15 protein-coding genes are annotated in these 20,516 nt (G+C 55.4%); 14 read left to right on the top strand and 1 reads right to left on the bottom strand.

The genetic code is table 11. The features are described 5' to 3' along the window. Positions 1 to 581: 581 nt before the first annotated feature. From PBOR_RS09025 to PBOR_RS38010, 4 genes are read left to right on the top strand one after another with little or no spacing between them, the layout of a single operon-like run. Positions 582 to 2,345, top strand: a complete 1,764-nt coding sequence (locus tag PBOR_RS09025) for a cache domain-containing sensor histidine kinase (RefSeq protein WP_245648092.1) — start codon at positions 582 to 584, stop codon at positions 2,343 to 2,345. Continuing rightward, complete coding sequence (locus tag PBOR_RS09030; protein ID WP_042211388.1) at positions 2,335 to 3,972, top strand: response regulator; 1,638 nt, start codon at positions 2,335 to 2,337, stop codon at positions 3,970 to 3,972. Before PBOR_RS09025 ends, PBOR_RS09030 begins: the two co-directional genes overlap by 11 nt. Next, complete coding sequence (locus PBOR_RS38005) at positions 3,969 to 4,496, top strand: AraC family ligand binding domain-containing protein (RefSeq protein WP_245648094.1); 528 nt, start codon at positions 3,969 to 3,971, stop codon at positions 4,494 to 4,496. The genes PBOR_RS09030 and PBOR_RS38005 overlap by 4 nt, the downstream gene beginning before the upstream one ends. After that, entirely contained in the window at positions 4,472 to 4,810 is a 339-nt protein-coding gene (locus tag PBOR_RS38010; protein ID WP_245648096.1) for a helix-turn-helix domain-containing protein, read from the top strand. The genes PBOR_RS38005 and PBOR_RS38010 overlap by 25 nt, the downstream gene beginning before the upstream one ends. On the opposite strand, the gene PBOR_RS09040 is transcribed toward PBOR_RS38010, so the two are convergent. Next, positions 4,807 to 6,312: an FAD-dependent oxidoreductase gene (locus PBOR_RS09040; RefSeq protein WP_042211390.1), complete on the bottom strand. Its 1,506-nt coding sequence runs from the start codon at positions 6,310 to 6,312 to the stop codon at positions 4,807 to 4,809. The two genes, PBOR_RS38010 and PBOR_RS09040, sit on opposite strands and share 4 nt — an antisense overlap. A 226-nt stretch (positions 6,313 to 6,538) precedes the next feature. Here PBOR_RS09040 and PBOR_RS09045 point away from each other — a divergent pair, with 226 nt between their 5' ends. From PBOR_RS09045 to PBOR_RS09090, 10 genes are all read left to right on the top strand, one after another. After that, the gene (locus PBOR_RS09045) at positions 6,539 to 7,786 is read left to right on the top strand and encodes a glycoside hydrolase family 130 protein (RefSeq protein WP_245648098.1); all 1,248 of its coding nucleotides are present in this window, start codon (positions 6,539 to 6,541) and stop codon (positions 7,784 to 7,786) included. A 117-nt stretch (positions 7,787 to 7,903) separates the two neighbouring features. Next, on the top strand, positions 7,904 to 9,325 hold the full coding sequence (locus PBOR_RS09050; RefSeq protein WP_042211391.1) for an ABC transporter substrate-binding protein: 1,422 nt from the start codon (positions 7,904 to 7,906) through the stop codon (positions 9,323 to 9,325). Positions 9,326 to 9,394: 69 nt separating this feature from the next. Next, the gene (locus PBOR_RS09055; protein ID WP_042211392.1) at positions 9,395 to 10,294 is read left to right on the top strand and encodes a carbohydrate ABC transporter permease; all 900 of its coding nucleotides are present in this window, start codon (positions 9,395 to 9,397) and stop codon (positions 10,292 to 10,294) included. Between the two features lie 13 nt (positions 10,295 to 10,307). Beyond that, complete coding sequence (locus PBOR_RS09060; RefSeq protein WP_042211393.1) at positions 10,308 to 11,210, top strand: carbohydrate ABC transporter permease; 903 nt, start codon at positions 10,308 to 10,310, stop codon at positions 11,208 to 11,210. Positions 11,211 to 11,246: 36 nt separating this feature from the next. Then, complete coding sequence (locus tag PBOR_RS09065) at positions 11,247 to 12,245, top strand: glycoside hydrolase family 130 protein (protein WP_042211394.1); 999 nt, start codon at positions 11,247 to 11,249, stop codon at positions 12,243 to 12,245. Positions 12,246 to 12,282: 37 nt separating this feature from the next. Further along, a complete protein-coding gene (locus tag PBOR_RS09070) occupies positions 12,283 to 13,707 on the top strand; it encodes an FAD-dependent oxidoreductase (RefSeq protein ID WP_425415518.1) in 1,425 nt (474 codons plus the stop codon). Next, complete coding sequence (locus PBOR_RS09075) at positions 13,704 to 14,702, top strand: SGNH/GDSL hydrolase family protein (protein ID WP_042211395.1); 999 nt, start codon at positions 13,704 to 13,706, stop codon at positions 14,700 to 14,702. Before PBOR_RS09070 ends, PBOR_RS09075 begins: the two co-directional genes overlap by 4 nt. Before the next feature lie 740 nt (positions 14,703 to 15,442). Then, complete coding sequence (locus PBOR_RS09080) at positions 15,443 to 17,251, top strand: cache domain-containing sensor histidine kinase (RefSeq protein ID WP_042211396.1); 1,809 nt, start codon at positions 15,443 to 15,445, stop codon at positions 17,249 to 17,251. A gap of 3 nt (positions 17,252 to 17,254) precedes the next feature. Then, positions 17,255 to 18,886, top strand: a complete 1,632-nt coding sequence (locus PBOR_RS09085; RefSeq protein WP_042211397.1) for a response regulator — start codon at positions 17,255 to 17,257, stop codon at positions 18,884 to 18,886. A gap of 204 nt (positions 18,887 to 19,090) precedes the next feature. Next, positions 19,091 to 20,485 carry an ABC transporter substrate-binding protein gene (locus PBOR_RS09090; protein WP_042211398.1) on the top strand — a complete coding sequence of 465 codons (1,395 nt, stop codon included), beginning with the start codon at positions 19,091 to 19,093 and terminating at the stop codon, positions 20,483 to 20,485. Positions 20,486 to 20,516: the final 31 nt, after the last annotated feature.

Below are 20,516 nucleotides of genomic sequence, written 5' to 3' on the forward strand. Positions count from 1 at the left end.
GCGGACTCAAAAGCTCTTATTTCCCGGAAAACCCCTTTTTTGAGGCTTATGCGGACTGAGAATCCGCTATTGTGTTCATTTGGGCGTGAAACGGGCTGCGGCGGGCCCATTAACGGAATCTGAGTCCGCTTTGCCAGCAAATCTGCCGGATTTGGGCAAATAGCGGATTTTCAGTCCGTTTGATTAGCTGATGGTCCGGGCAGCTAGGCTATGATAAGCTCCGCCAAGCACTCGCAGAGAACGTGCGGGAAGTGCTAACTTGCAAATCCGCTTCAGCCATAAAGCCTCATCCATTAAGGCCTCATCCATGAAGGCGCCAACTCGACTTTATTTTTCAGCTAAGACGCTGCCTGGCGGAATGAGCGGGAGAAATTCCTCTGAATCCGGCTGGGACGGGGAACTGGCAGAAGGAGAGGGGGAATCCCCTTGAATCGGGTTGGAGCGGGGAACTGCCCCCTCCCCCTGTATATACGGTAAATCCATGCTCCGCATACGGTGATTTCACTGTATCTTAAGCCGCTTATTGCCCGGCCCCGGGTCCGGGTGACATAATCGAAGAGCAGGCATGTACACAGGAAGGCGTGAAGAGCTTGGACTATTTCCGGAAGCAATCGTTCCGCAGTAAATTAAAAACCGCATTCCTGGCCGTGATTCTCCTCTCTGTGCTGATGACCGGAGGACTGTCCTATTCCATCTCGGCGGCGATCCTGGAGAAGAATGCGCTGAAGCTCACCCAGGATACCGTCGTCAAATCGGCACAGATCATCGACGAGAAGCTGAACAAGCTGACACTGATTATGATGACCTTTATGATCAGCCAGCCTTTTCACGATATGATGAGGGATGTCGTCTCCGGGGACACAGGCAGATATTATACCCATCTGAATGATCTTGATAACGTTTTCTCACAGGCGCGGATTGCCGAGCCGCTGATTCAGTCCATCTATGTGTCCACGCCGATCGGGGAGTTTTACCCGTCGTCGATGAACCGCAACCGGCTGACGGAATTCAAGGATACGTTTCTATATGAGCGCATTGAACAGGAGAAGAGGAACCTGTGGGTCGAGGGCCATGAGGATATGCTGTTCTCCGGCAAGGACCGGGTGATCTCACTGATTCTGGAGCCCATATTCGATACTCCGGTCAGCGGTGTCTATATCGTAGTCAATATCCGCGAAGACGGCTTCCGCAAGCTGGTAAGCGGAGGTACCGGGGGCGGGGCGCGCAGCTTCCTGCTGAACGCTTCAGGTGAGCCTGTGTATTCTGTGAAGGACCCGCTGGTCCGGCAGGCGGTGGAGGGCGGTCATCTGACCGGTAGGATCAGCAGCAGCCGGGATCTCAGCAATACGTTTAAGCTAGGCGGTGAATCCTATCTGCTGAACTATGCTCATCTGGGCATCGCAGATTGGACGATGACTACAATCCAGTCCAAAGCCAGCGTGCTGAAGGATATGATCTATGTCAAGTGGATGCTTGTGGTGGTGGCCCTCGCCGCCTTCACGGTCACAATGATGGTATCCGGCGCATTTACCCGTTATCTGCTGAGGCCGCTGCAGGGTCTGATGAAGGTGATGAAAAAGGTGGAAAGCAACGATCTGACCGCCCGGTTCGAGAGCAGCAGCGGGGATGAGCTGGCTCAGGTCGGTATCCGGTTCAACCGGATGCTTGAGCAGATTGTGGTGCTGATCGGGGAAGTCACCGAGGCAGAGACGAATAAACGCTCGGCGGAGATCAAGGCGCTGTCGGCGCAGATGGACCCCCACTTCCTGTACAACACGCTGAATACGATCTACTGGAAGCTGAATCTGAAGCAGGTGGAGCAGTCGCAGCGAATGGTAGTGTCGCTGTCCCGGCTGTTTCAGCTGGGGCTGAATAAGGGGCAGGAGATCACCACGCTGTCCAAGGAGCTGGAGCATGTCCGCCAGTATCTGGAGCTGCAGTGCAGCTGCTATGAAGGGTTGTTCCGTTATGAAATCCACGTAGAGGATGAATCGCTGAATACACTCGCTATTCCGCGTATTCTGCTGCAGCCGCTGGTGGAGAACAGCATCCTGCATGGCTTCTGCGATCTGGAGAGCGGCGGAGTTATTGATATAGAGATATTGGAAGAGGGAGAACGCTGGTGCCTTACGGTCCGCGACAATGGAGCAGGCATGGAGGAGGATCAGGTCCGGGCACTCTTCTGGAGGGAATCGGATAAGGGGTATGCCGTGTCCAATCTGATCCGCAGGCTGCAGCTGTATTACGGGGACAGTGCGGTGTTCCGGGTGGACAGCGGGCCAGGCAGGGGAACGGCGGTCATCATTTCTTTACCCAAGAGAGAGGAGCATCAGGATGGACGATAATGGTGTGATCAGCTTGTGCATTATAGACGATATCAAAAGCGTAGTCGCAGGACTCACCTGCATGAATTGGGCGGACCAGGGTATCCGGGTGGCGGGTACGGCAGCCAACGGGGAGGATGGGCTGGACATGATCTCGGAGCTGCGCCCGGATCTTGTCATTACGGATATACGGATGCCGAGGATGGATGGACTGTCCATGCTGCGGGCCGTGCTGGAACGCCACCGGGACTGTAAGGTGATTCTGATCAGCGGCTATGCCGATTTTGAATATGCGCAGCAGGCTGTCCAGCTTGGCGCTTTTGACTTTGTTGTCAAGCCGTTTACCGAAGAGGATATTATGAAGGCGGTGCTGCGGGCGAAGGCGGAGATTCTGGAAGAACGGTCGAAGCTGCTTACCCTGCGGGAGATGGAAAAAAGATTGCGGGAGAGTCTGCCGGTGCTGCGGCAGGAATATTTCGCCCTGCTGGTCAGCCACCGTACAGCCTGGGAGCAGGCGGCGGCCCGCTGGGAATTCCTGAATATCGATCTGAACCCGCAGGGGTTTGTGGTGATGCTGCTTGAGATCGATCACTTTCAGGAGCGGGCAGCCGAGCTGTCCATCCGCGAGGTGGAGCTGATCCGCTTCTCGCTGCTCAATATCACGCAGGAGACGATTGCCGAATATGCGCGCTGCGTAGTCTTCCGCGCCAGACATAACCGCTATCTGGCGGTTATGAATGACTGCAGCGCGCCCAGTGCGGTCGAGATCGCCGAACGCTGTTGCCGGAATATTGAACGCTACACCAAGTTCACGGTTTCGGTCGGGGTCGGAGGCAGAGTGGAGGAGACGAGTGAGCTGCCCGATTCCTATCTGCAGGCCAACCGGGCGCTGGCCTATCATCTGTTCACGGAAGGCAATGCAGCCATCCGCTATGACGATATTCTCCCGGCCGGCAGCCAGGAGCCGCTGTCCCTGGAATACAAGGACGAGCTGCTGCTGGCGCTGCGCTCCGGGAATACCGGCAAGGCAGCGGCTATTCTGGAGGATATCTCGACAAGCCTCCAGAGTCTGGTCTCCCGGCAGAATCCGGATTATCTGCTCAGCCTGTACGATGAGCTGGCTGCCTCGGCGATCCGGAGCTTCTATGAGCTGATTCCGTATGCGGATATCCAGCCGCTGATCCAGAGATTCAGGGCTGTTCAGGGAACAGCCGGACTGCCGCTGGCTTCTCTCCAGCGGCAGCTGCTGGAGTTATGCGTGGAAGGGGCCGCACTGGTACGCAAGAACAGCCTGTCCGAGGGGCAGAAGGTTATCTATGCCTCACTCGATTATATTCAGAGCCATCTCTCTGAGGATATAACGGTAGGGGATTGCGCCGCTCACGTCCATCTCAGCGCGAGCTACTACTCCAGTCTTTTCAAGAAGGTGACCGGTATGACGGTCACCCAGTATGTGACCATGGAGAAGATCCAGAAGGCCAAAGCGCTGCTGGTAGAAGGGATGCCGGTGCAGGAGGTCGCCCTTGCAGCAGGTTACGAGGAGCGGCGGTATTTCAGCGAAATGTTCAAGAAGATCACCGGGCAGACACCTTCGGAATTCAGGGCAGGCTATCATCCTGACCGTCCGGAGGAGAAACCTTACCGATGACGAAGCCAGATCCGCATCGTTCCGGCGTCATTTATGCTAATTATTTCGCACACACGAAGCCCCACTCCGTTAAGTACGAAGAGGGGCTGACCTACTATCTGTTCCGGTTTCAGGCGGAAGGTACCTGCCGGGCGCTGGTGGCGGGCAATTACGAGACCATCATCCCCGGAGACCTGCTCATTTATCCTCCCGGTCAGCCCTACGGACTAAACGTTCAGCCCCGAAACCTAACAGCATCGGGTGAGACTCAGCCTGCTTCGGACTATTTCCTGGCCGGCAAGGGGGAGTGGCTGGACTCGTGGTGGGCTAACACAAGCCTGCCCGTAAAAACGAATATCGGTTTTGACGATACGGTGCTTACGCTATGGAAGCATATCATCAGCGAGAAGAAAAAAATGATGCAAAACCTGGACGAGATCATGGACTATCTTCTGAGAACGTTTTGCCTGACCCTGGAGCATGTGATTGGGTCAATCCGCGCACCAAGGGAGCGGATACCGTGTACAAGCTTAAGTTATTCATAGACAACCATGCCCATGAACCGCTTAGCCTGGAGCAGATATCGGCCTCCGCCGGGTTAAGTGTCTCCCGCTGCTCCTATCTGTTCAACGCTTCTTTTGGCCAATCCATGTTCGCCTACTGTATCAGCGTCAGACTGAAGCTTGCGCAGCAGCAGGTGATGTACAGTGATCTGACGCTTGAACAGATAGCCGACAAAACGGGCTTCCAGAGCTATGCCCACTTCTGCCGGATGTTCCGCGGACACTTTGAACATTCTCCGGGTGAATACCGGCGCAAATTCGGGCTTCGGTTCCATCCGGATGGATACACAGATTAGACTTCTGCATACAAAACCTGATTTTCCTGAAGGAGTATGGAATGCAGCTGCTCCACCTGTACGTTTTGAACAATGCCATCCCCATCAAGCGCCAGTGCTGCAGCAGCCGCAGCCGATTGCCCCAGGATCATAAAGACGGGCTCCATCCGGATCGAGCCGTAGGCAGCATGGGTTGCAGATACACATACCGGTACGATCAGATTGGTGCACTCCGTCCGTTTCGGCACAACAGCCCGGAAGCTTATCGGGTAAGGTGCAGCCAATCTCACATAGAATCCGCCCTCTGTGCTTACATGTCCTTCTTCGTTCACATAATATTGGGTGTGGTGCGAGTCCATGGCGAAGGAGCCCATTCCAATGGAATCCGGCACCGGGTTGTCCAGTCTGACATCATGCTCTGTAACCACATAATCGCCAATCATTCTGCGGGATTCCCTGATATATAATTGCGGCGTCCAGTGGCCGCTGTCCGTGAATTCATCAAGCGGCAGCCCCCACGGCTTGTAGACCGCCCGGATGTCCTCCGGCACCCGCGGATGATTCTGCAGGGTCCAGACATAACCTTGCTGATAGATACGGTGGGCCTCCCGGATTTGTTCTCTTGCCGGATAATCCGCCTCTGCATAGCTATGGTTCATTCCGTTGTAATCCGTAGAAATGCCGCTGTTGTTATTGGAATCCGTCTTCTCGGCAGTAACCCGGTTTAATTTAAAGAAACGGGAGCGCTGTCCTTGCTCGATAGCCCGGAACAGAATTTCATAATCGGCCTCGTTATACCCCTCCGGCTTGCCGATCTCCAGGCGGTTGTCCAGATTATCCGTCAGGCACATGCGGAAGTTATACGCCTGAAGCTTGTTGTCACCGTCGCCGGTGCTGCCGCCGCGGGCAGCATTGACACGCGGGAGCAAGCCGCTTGCGGGTACTCCTTTAATGACATAAGGATCAATTCCGTTGGGCAGCTCATTAAGCTCATCCCCGGGCTGAATGCCGTTTAATGTCTCTCCGTACGCTGAATTCGGCTCCCGGCCGACAATATAGGATACGCCGGATTTCCCCATCAGATCGCCTTCGTACGTAGCGTCAATAAACATCCTGCCACGATAGGTGTTCCCGGATTCCATGCGGATTGAAGTGATTGTGGCGCCTTGTCTGCCCACCCCGTCCTGAAGCTCAAGCCTGTCTCCGCAGACGACTTCGATATGGTGTTCGGCCGCCAGGTCCAGCAGTACTTCGAGCGCCACTTTGGGTTCGAACAGCCAGCGTGCCCCGTCTTCATTATACTTCCGGGCTACCCGCCGGTAGAACTCCAGGGACAGGCCGCCGACCGCGTGCTTCATCCCTACATCCGTATCTCCCAGACCGCCGCTGGTCAAGCCCCCAATACGCTGTCCCTGCTCGATCACTACCACGGTTTTGCCCATTTTTGCGGCTTGGACAGCAGCTATAATCCCAGCAGCCGTTCCGCCGTAAATGACAATATCATGCACTTTTTCCCGGTTCATAGTACGCCTCCTTGAGCCTGATTTCACCTGCAGAAATTATCATAACCGCTTGCCGGCCAGGCGGGAATGATGGATCTTCCTTTTTGATTTGACGGATCTTACTGTTTTAGTTTAGAAGCTGATTTTATGGCAAAAGGCTTTTGAAATCAGGGGTTTCGTATGATAAGGTGATTCCTGAAAACGGCAAAAGCTCTTATTCTAGGATGGGAAACAGGAGGAATATGAAATGATGAAACCGAAATTCCGCTATTTGGACAGACCCGCTCTTGAGCCTGTACCAGGCTGTGATTGGGCGGATAAAATGGTTCTGAATCCGGCGATTATTAAAGACCCTGATTCTGATGAAATCCATATGCTATTCCGGGCAACCGGGCCATGGCGACACAAAAGAAGAGAGGGCTGTCACGATCCGTATCCGATTTTTCTGGGTTATGCGAGCAGCAGGGATGCGGGAGAATCTTGGGAGGCAGACTTTTCAAGACCCGCTCTGGCGCCTGCACTGGGGTATGAGGAGCATGAGCTGTACATCACGGATATTTACGGAAATGAAGTGCGGAATTATGCTAACGGCTGTGTGGAGGACCCGCGTATCTTTTATATTGAGGATGAGTTGTATGTCACGGTGGCCTGCCGTCCTTTTCCCCCCGGCCCCTATTGGCTAAGCAGCCAGCAGCCTCCGGTGCAGACGCGGTTTGAATATGTTCCGGATTGGATCTTTGCCGGAGATGGGGCAGACCCGTTCATTCAATCGGCCCGGGCCAACGACACGGTCAGTGTGCTCTACAGGCTGAATTTGGATAAGATGAAGCAGGGTAACTATGAAAGCGCTTTTCAGTATGTAGGCCCGCTTACCGAGGGACATGTCAGCGATAACCGCGACGTGTTTTTGTTTCCCCGGAAGATGAAGATTGCCGGTAAAATGCAATATCTTATGCTGCACCGGCCGATGAATGTCCTCCCCTTTGAAGGGGGAGAGAAGGCGGGTAAGCCATCGATTTATATGGCAGCAGCGGAATCCATAGCGGATTTTGCCTCGCCCAAGGCGGTGCACAGGCTGCTGGCTTACCCGGTCTTTGACTGGGAGGAGGATCGTGTAGGTGCAAGCTGGCCGCCGGTAGCCTTGGGGGACAGAGAATGGCTGGTATCCTATCACGCGAAGAAAAATGTACAGTTCGGCTATACGCAATCCTTCATGATCATTAAGGAGCAGGATAATGATTTCCCAGCTGTGATTCACCGGTGCTCCGACCGTCTGATGTATGCCGAGCGGGACTGGGAAATTCCAGGAGATTACCCTACCCCTTGCCTGTTTACAACCGGAGGAATTGTCATGGGCGAGGATTTAATCATGTCTTATGGCGCGGCAGATCAGAAGGCGGGGATATCCCGGGTTAATTTTGAAGAGCTGCTGGCGTATCTCCGGAAATACGATGAGGCTGGAAACCTGACCGGACAAGGAGCATCCGGTAGATAAGAACCATAGATTTCTGTCCCTAGAGAGTGAGTCTGCCGCACTCCTTTTGCGGGGGAGGGGGCTTATAATAAAAAACGAGCTCACAATACAAATGTTAATCAAAGGGGTAGAACACGTATGCAGAAAAAATGGTTGGGTCTCAGCCTGAGCCTTATGCTGGCGGCCGGAATCGCAGGCTGCGGCGGCGGGAACAGCAACAAGGGTGCGGCAACTGAAGCACCTGAAGCGGGCACGGCAACTCCGGCAGCAACGGCTGCTGCTGGCGGCAATACTGCCGCAAGCGAGCCTGTACAGCTTAAATACTGGACGGACGACCGTCATGACCAGGAATATATCAAAGAGCTGATCAACAAGTTCAATGAGACGAACGGCGAGAATATCCAGGTGGAGCTGACGGTGATGTCCGAGAACTACGCGCAGAGCGTGGATATCGCTTTTACCAGCAATCAGGCACCGGATCTGCTCCGTCTGAAGAGCGGCAATACAGCCGAATTTGTCAAAAAAGGATATCTGGCACCGATTGACGGTTATCTTACCGATGACATCAAAACGAAATTCGGCAGCGTAATCATCGACAATGTTAACCGTTTTGACGGCAAGGTGTACTCATTAGCTAATACTGGCCTCACCCTGCGTCTGATCTATAACAAGGATCTGTTTACCAAAGCGGGCATCGCGAATCCGCCTGTATCGCTCCAGGAAATGGTCGATGATGCCAAGAAGATTACCGAGCAGGGCAAAGGAGAAGGCGTGTATGGCTTCGCGCTGAACTTCAAAAGTCCGAAGTCGGCTTTTGACCGTTCGATCCGGGAGATTCTCTCCTTGAGCGGCTATCAGGGCCTCGGTTTCGACCTGAAGACAGGCCAGTTTGATTTCGCACCTTACTCGCAGACCATCGAGTACTTCAAGCAGATGTATGAAGACGGAAGCATTCTGCCCGGGGCAGAGACGCTGGACATCGACCCGCTGCGCGCCCAATTCGCGGCAGGCAAAATCGGGATGTACCTCTCCTTCTCGACAGAGCCGGGCGTGTACAAGGACCAGTTCCCGACAGAAATCAACTGGGCGGGCGCCCTGGCCCCAACGCTGGATGGACAGATTAAAGGAACCTCTGAAATCGTGTCCGCAGGTACCTGGCTCGGCATCAGTGCCAAATCAGCGCATCAGGAAGCGGCCTGGAAATTCATGCAGTACATGTACGGCGACGATATTCTGAAGACGTATCATGAAAAAGGCTTCGGGATTGCCGTAGTGCCAACCATTGTGGAACAGGCCAAAAACCCTGAAATTAACGGCATGGAAGGCTTCCTGGTCGGCGAGCATGACTCTCTCTGGCCCGCAGTGCCAAGTGTCACTCCGGAAGGCTCTACCTATGCGGATGCTTTCTTCAAATATATCCTTGCAGGCGGAGACGCCAAGGCGATTACCGAAGATTTGAACACAAGATACAATGCCGCATTGTCCAAAGCGGTAGAGAAGGGCGAGGTTACCGTTACGCCAAATGCCGCCTTTGATCCGCTGAAACCGCAGGGAGAATAACAGGTTAGGAAGGGGCTTGTACGGGATTCCCGGCGCAGCCCCTTTGCTTTCCCCGAAGGAGGACAACATATGATTTACAAATGGAGAAGGCTCGGGGAGAATTCCCTGTTCCTTGCGCCAAGCATTATTCTGACGCTTACCCTCGGCATCTATCCGCTGTTCTGGATGCTGCGCTATATGTTCTATGATTATGCCGGATATGGCGAGGCGCTGTTCATCGGGCTGGACAATTTCAGCCGGCTGCTGCGGGACGGCCTGTTCTGGGAGTCAGTCCGCAATACCTTCGTTTTTGCCGGAGGCAAGCTGCTGCTGACCCTGCCGTTGTCCCTGCTGCTGGCTGTCATTCTTAATGGCAAGCTGCGCGGGGTGAGTCTGCTCCGGGGCATCTATTTCATGCCGACCGTGATTAGTACGGCAGTGATCTCCGTTGTTTTTTATAACATCTTCAATTCCTATAACGGGATGGTTAACACGGTTCTGATGAAGCTGCACCTGGTCTCAGCGCCGGTCGACTGGCTGGGTCCGAAGCATGCGATGCTGACGGTTATCATCGTGGCGGTCTGGGGTGCGGTCGGCAACTATATGCTGCTCTTTCTCGCCGGGCTGCAGAGCATTCCGCAGGATCTGTACGAGAGCGCGGCCATTGACGGGGCGAACGCCGGAAGACGCTTCTGGAATATCACGCTTCCGATGCTGGCTCCGGTTGCCCAGATGGTCATTATGCTGGCGATTATCGCTTCCCTGAAGGGCTATGAGAGCATCATGGTCATTACAGAAGGCGGACCGATCGGCAAAACCGAGGTCATGTATCTCTATCTCTACAAGCTGTTGTTCCCTGTATCCACCGGTTCGCCGGTAGCGCAGCAGCTGGGCTACGGCAGTGCCGTGGGCTTCGCGTCCGCCGTAATTGTCGGCGCGGTTACTGGATTGTATTTCTTCTTCAGCCGCAAAATGAACAAGGTGTATTAGGAGGTTGATCCCAATGAACGAACATGTGATATCCAAGCAGCCGGCCGGGCTGAAGCAGTCCGTCCCCCGGGAGCCCGGCGGCCATGCCGGAAGAATAGCGGCCCGGACGGTGATGTGGCTGTTCCTGCTGGCAACAGCGCTCCTGACCTTGTTTCCGCTGCTGATGACGCTGACCGGCTCGCTGAAGACCGGAGCGGAAATGATGACCGGCGGGAGCCTGTTTCCGGCAAAGATGCAATTTGCGAACTATGCGGAAGCCTGGAAGCAGGCCAACTTTGCCCGTTATACCTGGAACAGTGCTTTTATGAGTGTGATGGTTACGATTGGGACGCTGCTGGTAGCTTCGATGGCTGCCTATGTGGTGGACCGGCGTGAGTTCCCCGGCAAACGGATATATGTCACGGTGCAGGCGTCCATGATGTTCATCTCGGTTGGTGCGATTGTGCTGCGTCCCCAGTTCGATCTGATGGTTGCGCTGCATCTGAATACGACGCTGTGGGGAGTCATCCTGATTCTGGTCAGTGCCCATTCCAGCACCTTCTTCATGCTGCAGGGCTTCTTCAAAGCGATCCCTCGTGAGCTGGATGAAGCTGCTATGGTCGACGGCTCCGGCTTCATCCGCACCTTCTTCCGCATCATTCTGCCGCTGCTGACTCCCGGCCTTGGTGTAGCCGGATTGTTCGCCTTCCGCCATTCCTGGAACGAATACATCCTGCCGCTGGTATTCACGATGACCAATCCGAAGCTGCAGACGCTGACTGTCGGGCTGGCGAATCTACGCTACGGCTCCTCGGCCGCGATGCAGATCCATCTGATGATGGCCGGGGCCTGCCTGTCCATTCTGCCGATGCTGCTGGCGTATATTCTGGCGAACAAGACCTTCATCCAGGTTACGGCCGGTTCGGTGAAAGGGTAGCTATAATCTTGTATGTGCAAAGGAGAATCTTCCATAATGAACGATCTGACGATAGGAACACTTACTTCAAGTCCGGTAATGGTCCGGCATCCGCTTAACCCGATTCTGAAGCCTGCGGATGTCCCGTACGGGCCGGCTATGGTATTCAACGCCGGGGTGACGAAATTCAAGGGCAGATATGTAATGGTATTCCGCAATGACTACGGGGATGAGAGTACGGGGATCGTCGCTCCTCATCATACAACGAATCTGGGACTGGCCTTCAGCGATGACGGAGTAAGCTGGGAGGTGCAGCCGGAGCCCTGCTGGTCCTGGCATGATGAGGAAGTGGTCCGGGTGTATGATCCGCGTCTGACTGTGATTGGCGAACGCTGCTATCTGTGCTTCGCCGTCGATACGCTTCACGGCCTGCGCGGCGGGATTGCCGTGACGGACGATTTCCGCTCCTTCGAGGTGCTGAGCCTGTCGCTGCCGGATAACCGTAATATGGTGCTGTTCCCGGAACAGATCGGCGGCAAATATGTCAGGCTTGAGCGTCCGCTGCCCGTCTACAGCCGGGGAGGACTGGACCGCTTCGACATGTGGATGAGTGATTCCCCGGACCTGAAGTATTGGGGGAGTCACAAGCTGTTGCTGGCTGTTGAGAATGTGGCGTATGCCAATGACAAGGTGGGTCCCGGCGCCCCTCCCGTTAAGACGGACAAGGGCTGGCTGACGACATTCCATGCCGTGGATCTCGACCGCAGCCGGGGCAAGAACGGCTGGGAAGACAGCTGGAAAAAGCGCTATACTGCCGGAATTATGCTGCTTGACCTTGAAGATCCCAACCGGATTATCGGCCGGGCGGCAGCGCCGCTGCTGGCACCGGAGGCGCTGTATGAAACCTCGGGCGGGTTCCGCAACGATGTGATTTTTCCCGGCGGGATGATCCTGGAGGATACCGGGGAGGTCAAAATTTATTACGGTGCTGCGGATACGGTGGAATGTCTGGCGACTGCGCATGTAGATGACCTGCTCCGGCTCTGTCTGGAGTAGGGTACTGAATAACTAAACCGGCCTTACAAGGAGGACGATGATGAATCACGGACATATTAATTACGGAGATATGAAATATGGACAGATTACCCTGCCATCTGCAGCTGTGCCGGTCTCCCGCGAGGTAGATGTGCTGGTGATCGGCGGCGGGGCGGCGGGCATTGCCGCCGCCATCTCCGCTGCCGAAGGCGGCGCAAGCACCATGATCGTGGAGCAGCGGGGTTATTTTGGCGGCATGGGAACTGTAGCGCTTGTACCTGCCTTCTGTCCCTACACGGACAAGGTCAAGCCGATTATCCGCGGCCTCGGCCTGAAGCTGATGGAGCGGATGAAGCAGTCCTGCGAGCCGGGCTATCAGGAGGAATACCGCGAAATGCTGGACTGGGTGCCCATTGATCCGGAAGTACTTAAGCGCGTCTACGACGATGCCATTCTCGAGAGCGGTGTGACGCCGCTGTTTCATACCTTTGTCTATGATGTTGTGCTGTCACCGGATGGACAGAGTGTCGAGGGCGTGATTATTGTCAACAAATCGGGGCGGTCCTTCATCCGCTGCCGATATATTATTGACTGCACAGGTGACGGGGACATCGCTGCCCTGTCGGGCGTTCCTTTCCAGAAAGGCGGCGGGGAAGGAGAGCTTCAGCCGGGCAGCATGTGTTATCTGCTGGCGAATGTGGACCGCAAGGAGTTCAACCGCTTCCTGGAAGAAACGGGAGATACGGGTCAGCTGCACCGGACGGTTGAACTGGCAATGGCTGAAGGGGCGCTGCCGGAAGGCCGTAAATCGATTTCCGGCCTGGCCTGGGTCAGTGATTATCTGGTCGGCGTCAACTTCGGCCATGTGTTCGGGGTGGATGGAACGAAGGCCGAGGAGCTGACACGCGGAGCGATTGAAGGCCGCCGGACCGTGCTGCGGCAGCTGGAATTCTTCCGCAAGTATGTGCCGGGCTTCGGGGCGGCACATCTGGTGGCAAGCGGTGAGCAGCTTGGCATCCGAGAGACGCGGCGTATCCAGGGCGATTATATGCTGACCGTGGACGACTTCATTGCGGCGCGCTCTTTTCCGGATGATATCGCCCGCAATGCCTATTACATCGATATCCACCTGGCTACCAGCAAGAGTGATATGACCTTCAATCATCTGCCGCCGGGAGTCTCCCACGGCGTGCCTTACAGGGTCATGCTTCCCGTAGGCATCCGCAATCTGTGGGTAGCCGGGCGCTCCGTGTCCTCGGATCGGGCGGTTCAGGGCTCTCTGCGGGTGATGCCGAACTGCTTCTCGATGGGCCAGGCCTGCGGGACGGCAGCATCGCTGGCGCTGCGGGACGGCGCGAATTCCCGCAGCATCTCGATCCCTGAGCTTCAGCAGCGTCTGCTGGAGCAGGATGTGTGGCTGGGGGAGGGTTTCGTTCCGGGCACCGGGGCGGCCGACAGCAGGGAAGCAGGGGAACGGCGGTGAAGAGCCTTCCTCTGACGGATGAGTGGTTCCACGGCGCGGTTTCGCTGGAGCACCGGGAGGAGGGGATCAAGCCCTGGCGTATTCCTTACCGGGATTATGACTTGTATCCGCCGGACGGGATCAACGGCAAGGCGGAGATCTGCTCCGGTATCCGGCTGCGGCTGGCCACCGGCTCCCGGATACTGGCCTTGTCGTTCAGTCCGCTTGCGGAGGCTGCCGCACTGGACTGTCTTATTGGCGGCGTGCTGCTCCAGACGCTCCGGCTTGCTGCGGGCGGCACGGAAGCCTTATTCACCGGGCTTCCGTCCGGTATGAAGGAGCTGGAAATCTATCTGCCGCAGAATACCGGCATTACGCTAAGCGGGCTGCAGATCGAAGATGAAGCGGCTGCTGAACCGCTGCCGGATAACCGGCCAAGGTGGATCACCTATGGAAGCTCCATCACCCAGTGTGTGGCAGCGTCGAGCCCTTCGCGCACCTGGCCGGTCATTGCCGCCGGGAAGTGCGGCTTTCATCTGACCAATCTCGGCTTCTCCGGCAACTGCCTGATGGAGCCGATGGCGGGCCGCTTGATCCGCGATTTGCCGGCTGAGCTGATTACCTTGTGCGTCGGAGTGAATATATACGGTGCAGCAGCCTCCAGCCCGCGGATGTTCAAGCCGCTGCTGATCGGCATGCTGGAGACGATCCGTGAGAAGCATAAGGAGACGCCGCTGGCCGTCATCTCTCCGATCTACGGGACGGAGCGGGAGACGGAGGAGAACAAGCTCGGCTTCACCCTGCCGCTCATGCGCCGGGAGATTGCGGAAACCGCGAAGCTGCTGCAGGAACGGGGAGACCGTCATCTGCATTACCTGGACGGCCTCGAATGGTTCGGCCCGGAGGATGGCAGGCTGCTGACGGATGGCCTGCATCCGGGAGCCGAAGGCTACGAACTGCTGGGAAGCCGTTTCGGCGGCAGGCTGGAGGCTGCGCTTCAGGGCGGGCGGTTGTAGCCAGGCGGTGGCGCGTTGATGGAAAGGATTGTGTTAAGCAGCAGGCCCTCTTGTAACCGGGGGCCTGCTGCTTTTATTAATTTTACCGATCCAGTTCGACTGGCGGAGATTAAGTGGAAAAAGATCATTTAATTTCCTTGAAATTGACTATTCTCATGAATTAGTTGGAAAAAATACATTTAGTTTCCTTAGATTGGCTTGCTTCGGGTGAATTGTCTTGAATAAGTGTCGTTTATCCATCTAATTTTATATGATCGCTTGGCATCATGAAATTAGGTGTACTATTTCCACTAAATGTTCTTGGACCTTCAATTAAAAACGTTATGGATGGGTTACAGCATACACCTGAGGCCTTAATAGTCGCTAAAGTTATAATACTTCTAAATAATTCCATATATTCTTATTGAGTGGATATGAACTTATCCAAGTTTACGGCTGTTGCCCTCTGCTTGTTCACCTCTCGTCCACCTGCTCCTCCACCTGCCTCTCTACCTGCCCGTCCTGACTCGCTAATCCCCATCTTATCAGCAGGCCATCCTCTAAATGCAGCGGTTCCGGACGCCTGAAGGATCGGCATGGAGCGGGTTCCGCCACTGTCCCTGCGACTCTTCCTACAACGCTCTCAGATCCGTTCCTCTTGACGCCGGGCGGGGACGCGCCGTATTGTACAAGGGACAAGTGCCGTAAGTCTCAGGTGTAATTATGCAGGTCAGAGAGACGAAGCGGAGGAAGGGTAGAGTATGGGGATATTCTTAGCGATTGGGAGCAAAGTCTGGCGCCAGCTCGCAGGCAGATATTACCGGATATCGATCAAGCAGAGGATTCTGTTCTCTTTCATTGTTCTGATAACGCTATCAATCAGCGCGATGGGCAGTTTCTCGTATTGGATTGCCGCGCAGGAGATTGAGGATAATGCCTATGCCAGCAGCCAGGAAACGGTAAGCAAAACCACACAGCTGCTCGATTCCCGGCTGAACGATGTGGCCTTGTCCGTGCAGTCGCTGATGCTGAGCGATGCCTACCGGAAGATGATGCTCGATGTGTTCAGCCATGATGTGTCGAATTATTATGTGCATCTGTCAGATCTGCAATATGTGCTCTCCCAGGCAACGTTCAATCAGCCGATTATCGAGAATGTGCTGATCGTTACGCCGATCGGCGATTTCTACTCCACCACCCAGATCCGTGCGCAGGACAACTCGTTCTACGGCTCGGAATTAAATGATCTGAGTAAGGAGCAGCCGGGCGGCTACTGGGCCAAAGGGCATTATGACCGGCTGTTCACGGGGAACCAGCGGGTGATCTCCTTCGTGGTCCGGGGAATCTATGAATACCCGTATACGCCGATCAGCAATGTGTATATCGTGGTGAACATCAAGGAGAGCCGGATTGACGGCCTGCTGAATCAGGGCGGGGAGCAGCCCGGCCGGAATTATTACCTGCTGAGCGGAGAAGGGGATGCGGTGGTAGAATCCCGTTGGCCGTTCCGCGGCAGGTTCCCCTGGAAGCCTGTGCTGGCGGAGTCCGGGGATGAGGCTGCTCAGCAGGAACACACCTACCGCTATGACGGCAAAGAGTATCTGGTGAATTATAAAAGATCGGCAGCCTCACCGGACTGGATCATCTCCGGCATGCAGTCCCGGGATCAGCTGCTGGGCAAGCTGCAGCGGGTGCAGCGAACAACGCTGTATGTCATCGGTGTTTTTCTGCTGACGACCTGGCTGATCTCCAATCAGCTGACTTCAGCCCTGCTGAAGCCGCTGTTCAAGCTCCGGCGGCTGATGCGCAGGGTGGAGGAGAACCAGCTCAGTGTGGTGTATGAGAGCAGGTACGATGATGAGATCGCCCAGGTTGGCTTCCAGTTCAACCGGATGATGTCGGAGATCAAGGCACTGATCGAGGATGTGAAATCCAAGGAGGAGGACAAGCGGCATGCGGAGATCCGGGCGCTTACGGCGCAGATGGAGCCTCACTTCCTGTACAATACACTGAATACAATCTACTGCAAATCGGTTATGGGCGAGAACGACGATGTGAATGAGATGATTCTGGCGCTGTCACAGATGTTCCAGATCGGCCTCAGCGGAGGCAAGGATCTGATTTCGCTGGAGGACGAGCTGTCCCATGTCCGGCAGTATTTCGCGATTCAGCAGAAATGTTATGAAGATCTGTTCGAATATACCGTGACCGTGGAGGATGAGGAGCTGCTGGCCTGCCAGATTCCGAAGATCATGCTGCAGCCGGTTGTGGAGAACAGTATCCAGCACGGCTTCAGCGACCGGTCCGGGGGTGGACGGATTGACATTACGGTGGGCAGGGAGCAGGGGATGCTGCATATTTCACTTGCGGACAATGGACGGGGGCTGGATGCCGCGAGCGTGAAGCAGGGGATGAACACCGCACCCTTATCCAAAAAAGGCTACGCCCTGTTCAACATCAGGCACCGGCTAATGCTGTATTACGGGGCGGACGCCCGTATGGAAGTAGACGGAGAACCAGGCAAGGGATCGCGGACGGATCTGTGGATTCCGCTATGGGAGGAGAGATAGAGAATGGACCAGGACCAGGAGCAGGGGAAGTTCAAGCTGTGTATTATCGACGATATCAAAAGTGTAGTGGAGATGATCTCCCGTAAGCCGGCCTGGCAGGAACACGGCATTGAGGTCGCAGGCACGGCGCTTGACGGTGAAGAGGGGCTGCGGATGATCCGTGAGACCCGGCCGGATATGGTGCTGACCGATATCCGCATGCCGAGAATGGATGGGCTGCAGATGACCCGGGCGATTCTGGATTTCCTGCCGGGCTGCAAGATAATTATTCTTAGCGCCTATTCCGAGTTCTCCTATGCCCAGGAAGCGATCCGGCTGGGAGCGCTTGATTTCGTGAAGAAGCCTTTTTCCCTGGATGAGATTGTGAAGGTGGTGCTGAAGGCGAAGGAGCTGTGCCTGCAGGAGCGTCACGAGACAGCCAGACTTGCAGCAATGGAGTCCCGGATCAAAGAGAGCATGCCCATACTCCGCCAGGAGTACCTGACCTTCCTGCTCCATCACCAGACCACGGAGGCGGATGCCCGGTCCAGATGGGCGTATCTCGAGATTCCGCTGGCGCAGCATGATTTCTTCGTGTTCGTTGCGGAGATTGACCATTTCGCGGAGAAGCTTCAGGGTCAGCCTGTACAGGAGGTTGAGCTGCTGAGGTTCAGCCTGCATAATATTCTCGAAGAGACGATTTCCGCCTGGACCCGCGGGGTGATTATCCGTGAGGCGACAGACCGCTATGTCTGCATTATTAACGGTTCGGACCCGGATACCGCGGCGCTGATCACGGAGGCCTGCTGCACGAATGTAAGCCGATTCTCCCGCAATACACTTTCAATAGGCATGGGGCTGGGGGTAGCTTCGATTCATGAGCTGGCCGCTGCATACGGGCAGGCGCTCAGTGCCCTGGGGTATCACTTCTATACCGGCGGCAACGGTGTATATAACTACGGCGATATCGAGAATAAGCCGCTCGCGCTCCACAGCTATTCAGCAGCGGCCGAGCAGGAGCTGTTGTTCGCCCTGCGTTCCGGGAATACCGGCAAAAGCCTGCAGGTGCTCGATCAGCTGTTCGCAGAGCTGCTGGATAATGATCTCCTGCCCGAGCCGCGTTATGTCGAAAGCGTAGGCTACGAGCTGAGCTTCCGGATCTGCCGTGTCATGCTGGAGCAGTTCCCCTATGAACAGGTAGAGCCGCTGGAGCGCAGTATTGAAGTTATGAAGCACCGGGTGCATCCTTCACTGCAGGATATCCGCGGCCTGCTCGATGATCTATGCCGGGAGGCCTGCTCCCTGGTGGAGGAAGCCCGTTCCGTGGAATCCACGCGGATTATTCAACAGGCCAAGGCGTATATCCGGGAGCATCTGAATACAAGTCTGTCGCTGGAGCAGGTCGCGAAGCAGATCAGCCTCAGCCAGGGCTATTTCTCCAACCTGTTCAAGAAGGTGCAGGGGGTGTCGTTCCAGCAGTATGTGATGCATGAGAAGATGGAGAAGGCCAAGGCGATGCTGATTGACGGCCTGCAGGTACAGGAGATTGCCTTGGATCTCGGGTATGAGCACAGGCGCTACTTCAGCGAGGTGTTCAAGAAGTACACGGGCATGACCCCGTCGGAGTTTAAACTGCATTATCTTGGAAAAGAATAAGGAATAACAAGGGAGGGATTTTCGCCATGGCGGAGATTCGCTCCCTTTTGTATATAGGGCAGCTTTCGGAGCCTTCCCCTCTTCAGCAACTCCCGCAGAAACCTGCCCTCAATGTGGGCTTACCCGCCTTATGTGTAAGCGTTACCCCATCTATAATCAGGTTGTAAGTTAAATTCAGCAGCGATAAATAAGGGGGCACTACCAATGATGAAGCGTATGCTTATGACATCGTTAAGCCTGATTCTGGCACTTGGCCTGGCAGCCTGCGGCAACGGCAGCGGCAATGGCGGCAATGCAGCGGAAGGCACAGGAGATGCAGCAACAGGCAGTTCAGGTTCAGGCGACAAGATTAAAATCAGCTACTGGACGGGCGACCGGCATGATGCCGATTTCGTGAAGGAGAAGGTTGCCGAGTTCAACGAAACCAACACCGACGGGATTGAGGTGGAGCTGGTCGTCAAGGGCGATGACTTCGACACGGCGCTGGATCTGTCCTTCCAGACCTCGGATGCGCCGGATGTGATCCGGGTGAAGGAGAACACCATCCAGACGTTCTACAAAAAAGGCTTCCTCGCTCCTATTGATGAATTCCTCACCGATGAGCTTAAGGCGAAGTTCCCGGCCATGCCGGATCTGAACGAATTTGACGGCAAGCGTTACAGTCTTCCAAACTATGGAACCACGATGCGCCTGGTGTATAACAAGGATTTGTTCGCCAAAGCGGGCATCGAGCATCCACCGACTACTCTGCAGGAGCTGGTGGATACAGCCAAGAAGCTGACAGAAGCGGGCAAGGCGGATGGCGCGTATGGTTTTGCACAGAATTTCAAGAGTCCCGGCAGTGCGCTCGGACGCTCGGCGCGGGTAATTGCGGAGATGAGCGGCTACGGCGGGTTCGGGTATGACTTCAAGACTGCCCGCTATGATTTCAGCGGGTTCGAGCCTATTATCAATGCGTTCAAGCAGATCAAGGATGACGGCAGTATGCTTCCGGGTGTGGAATCCCTGGATATCGATCCGCTGCGGGCACAGTTCGCGGAGGGCAAGATCGGGATGTATATGTCCTTCTCCTCAGAGCCGGGTGTCTACAAGAACCAGTTCCCGGCGAAGATTGACTGGGCAGCAGCTCCGGTACCTACAATTGACGGCAATGTGAAGGGCGCTTCCGGCTTCCTCGGCGGCCAATGGCTGGGGCTGAGCTCCAAATCGGAGAACAAGGAGGCGGCATGGAAGTTCATGCAGTTCATGTACGAAGATCAGGTGCTGACCGATTATCAGGAAAAAGGCTTCGGCATCTCCATGGTTCCATCGGTCAGCGCGGTCGCCAAAACCCCGGATGTGAACGGGATTGAAGGCTTCCTGCCGAACAAGTATGACGGGGTATGGCCGGTCTATCCGACGGTTGCTCCCGAGGGCATGAAATCGGATGACGCCTTCTTCAAGTACATGCTCAACGGCGGCGATCTGAAAGCGGTTATCGCTGATCTGAATAAACGCTACAACGCCGCGCTGGACAGCGCCATTGCTAATGACGGTGTGAAGGCTGAACCGGATGCCAGCTTTGATCCGGCCAGCCTGGGCGGCAAGTTCGCCAAATAAACCTTAGGCTTAATAGACAGAAGCAGGTCAC

The organism is Paenibacillus borealis, from assembly GCF_000758665.1.
GTDB lineage: Bacteria > Bacillota > Bacilli > Paenibacillales > Paenibacillaceae > Paenibacillus_AQ > Paenibacillus_AQ borealis.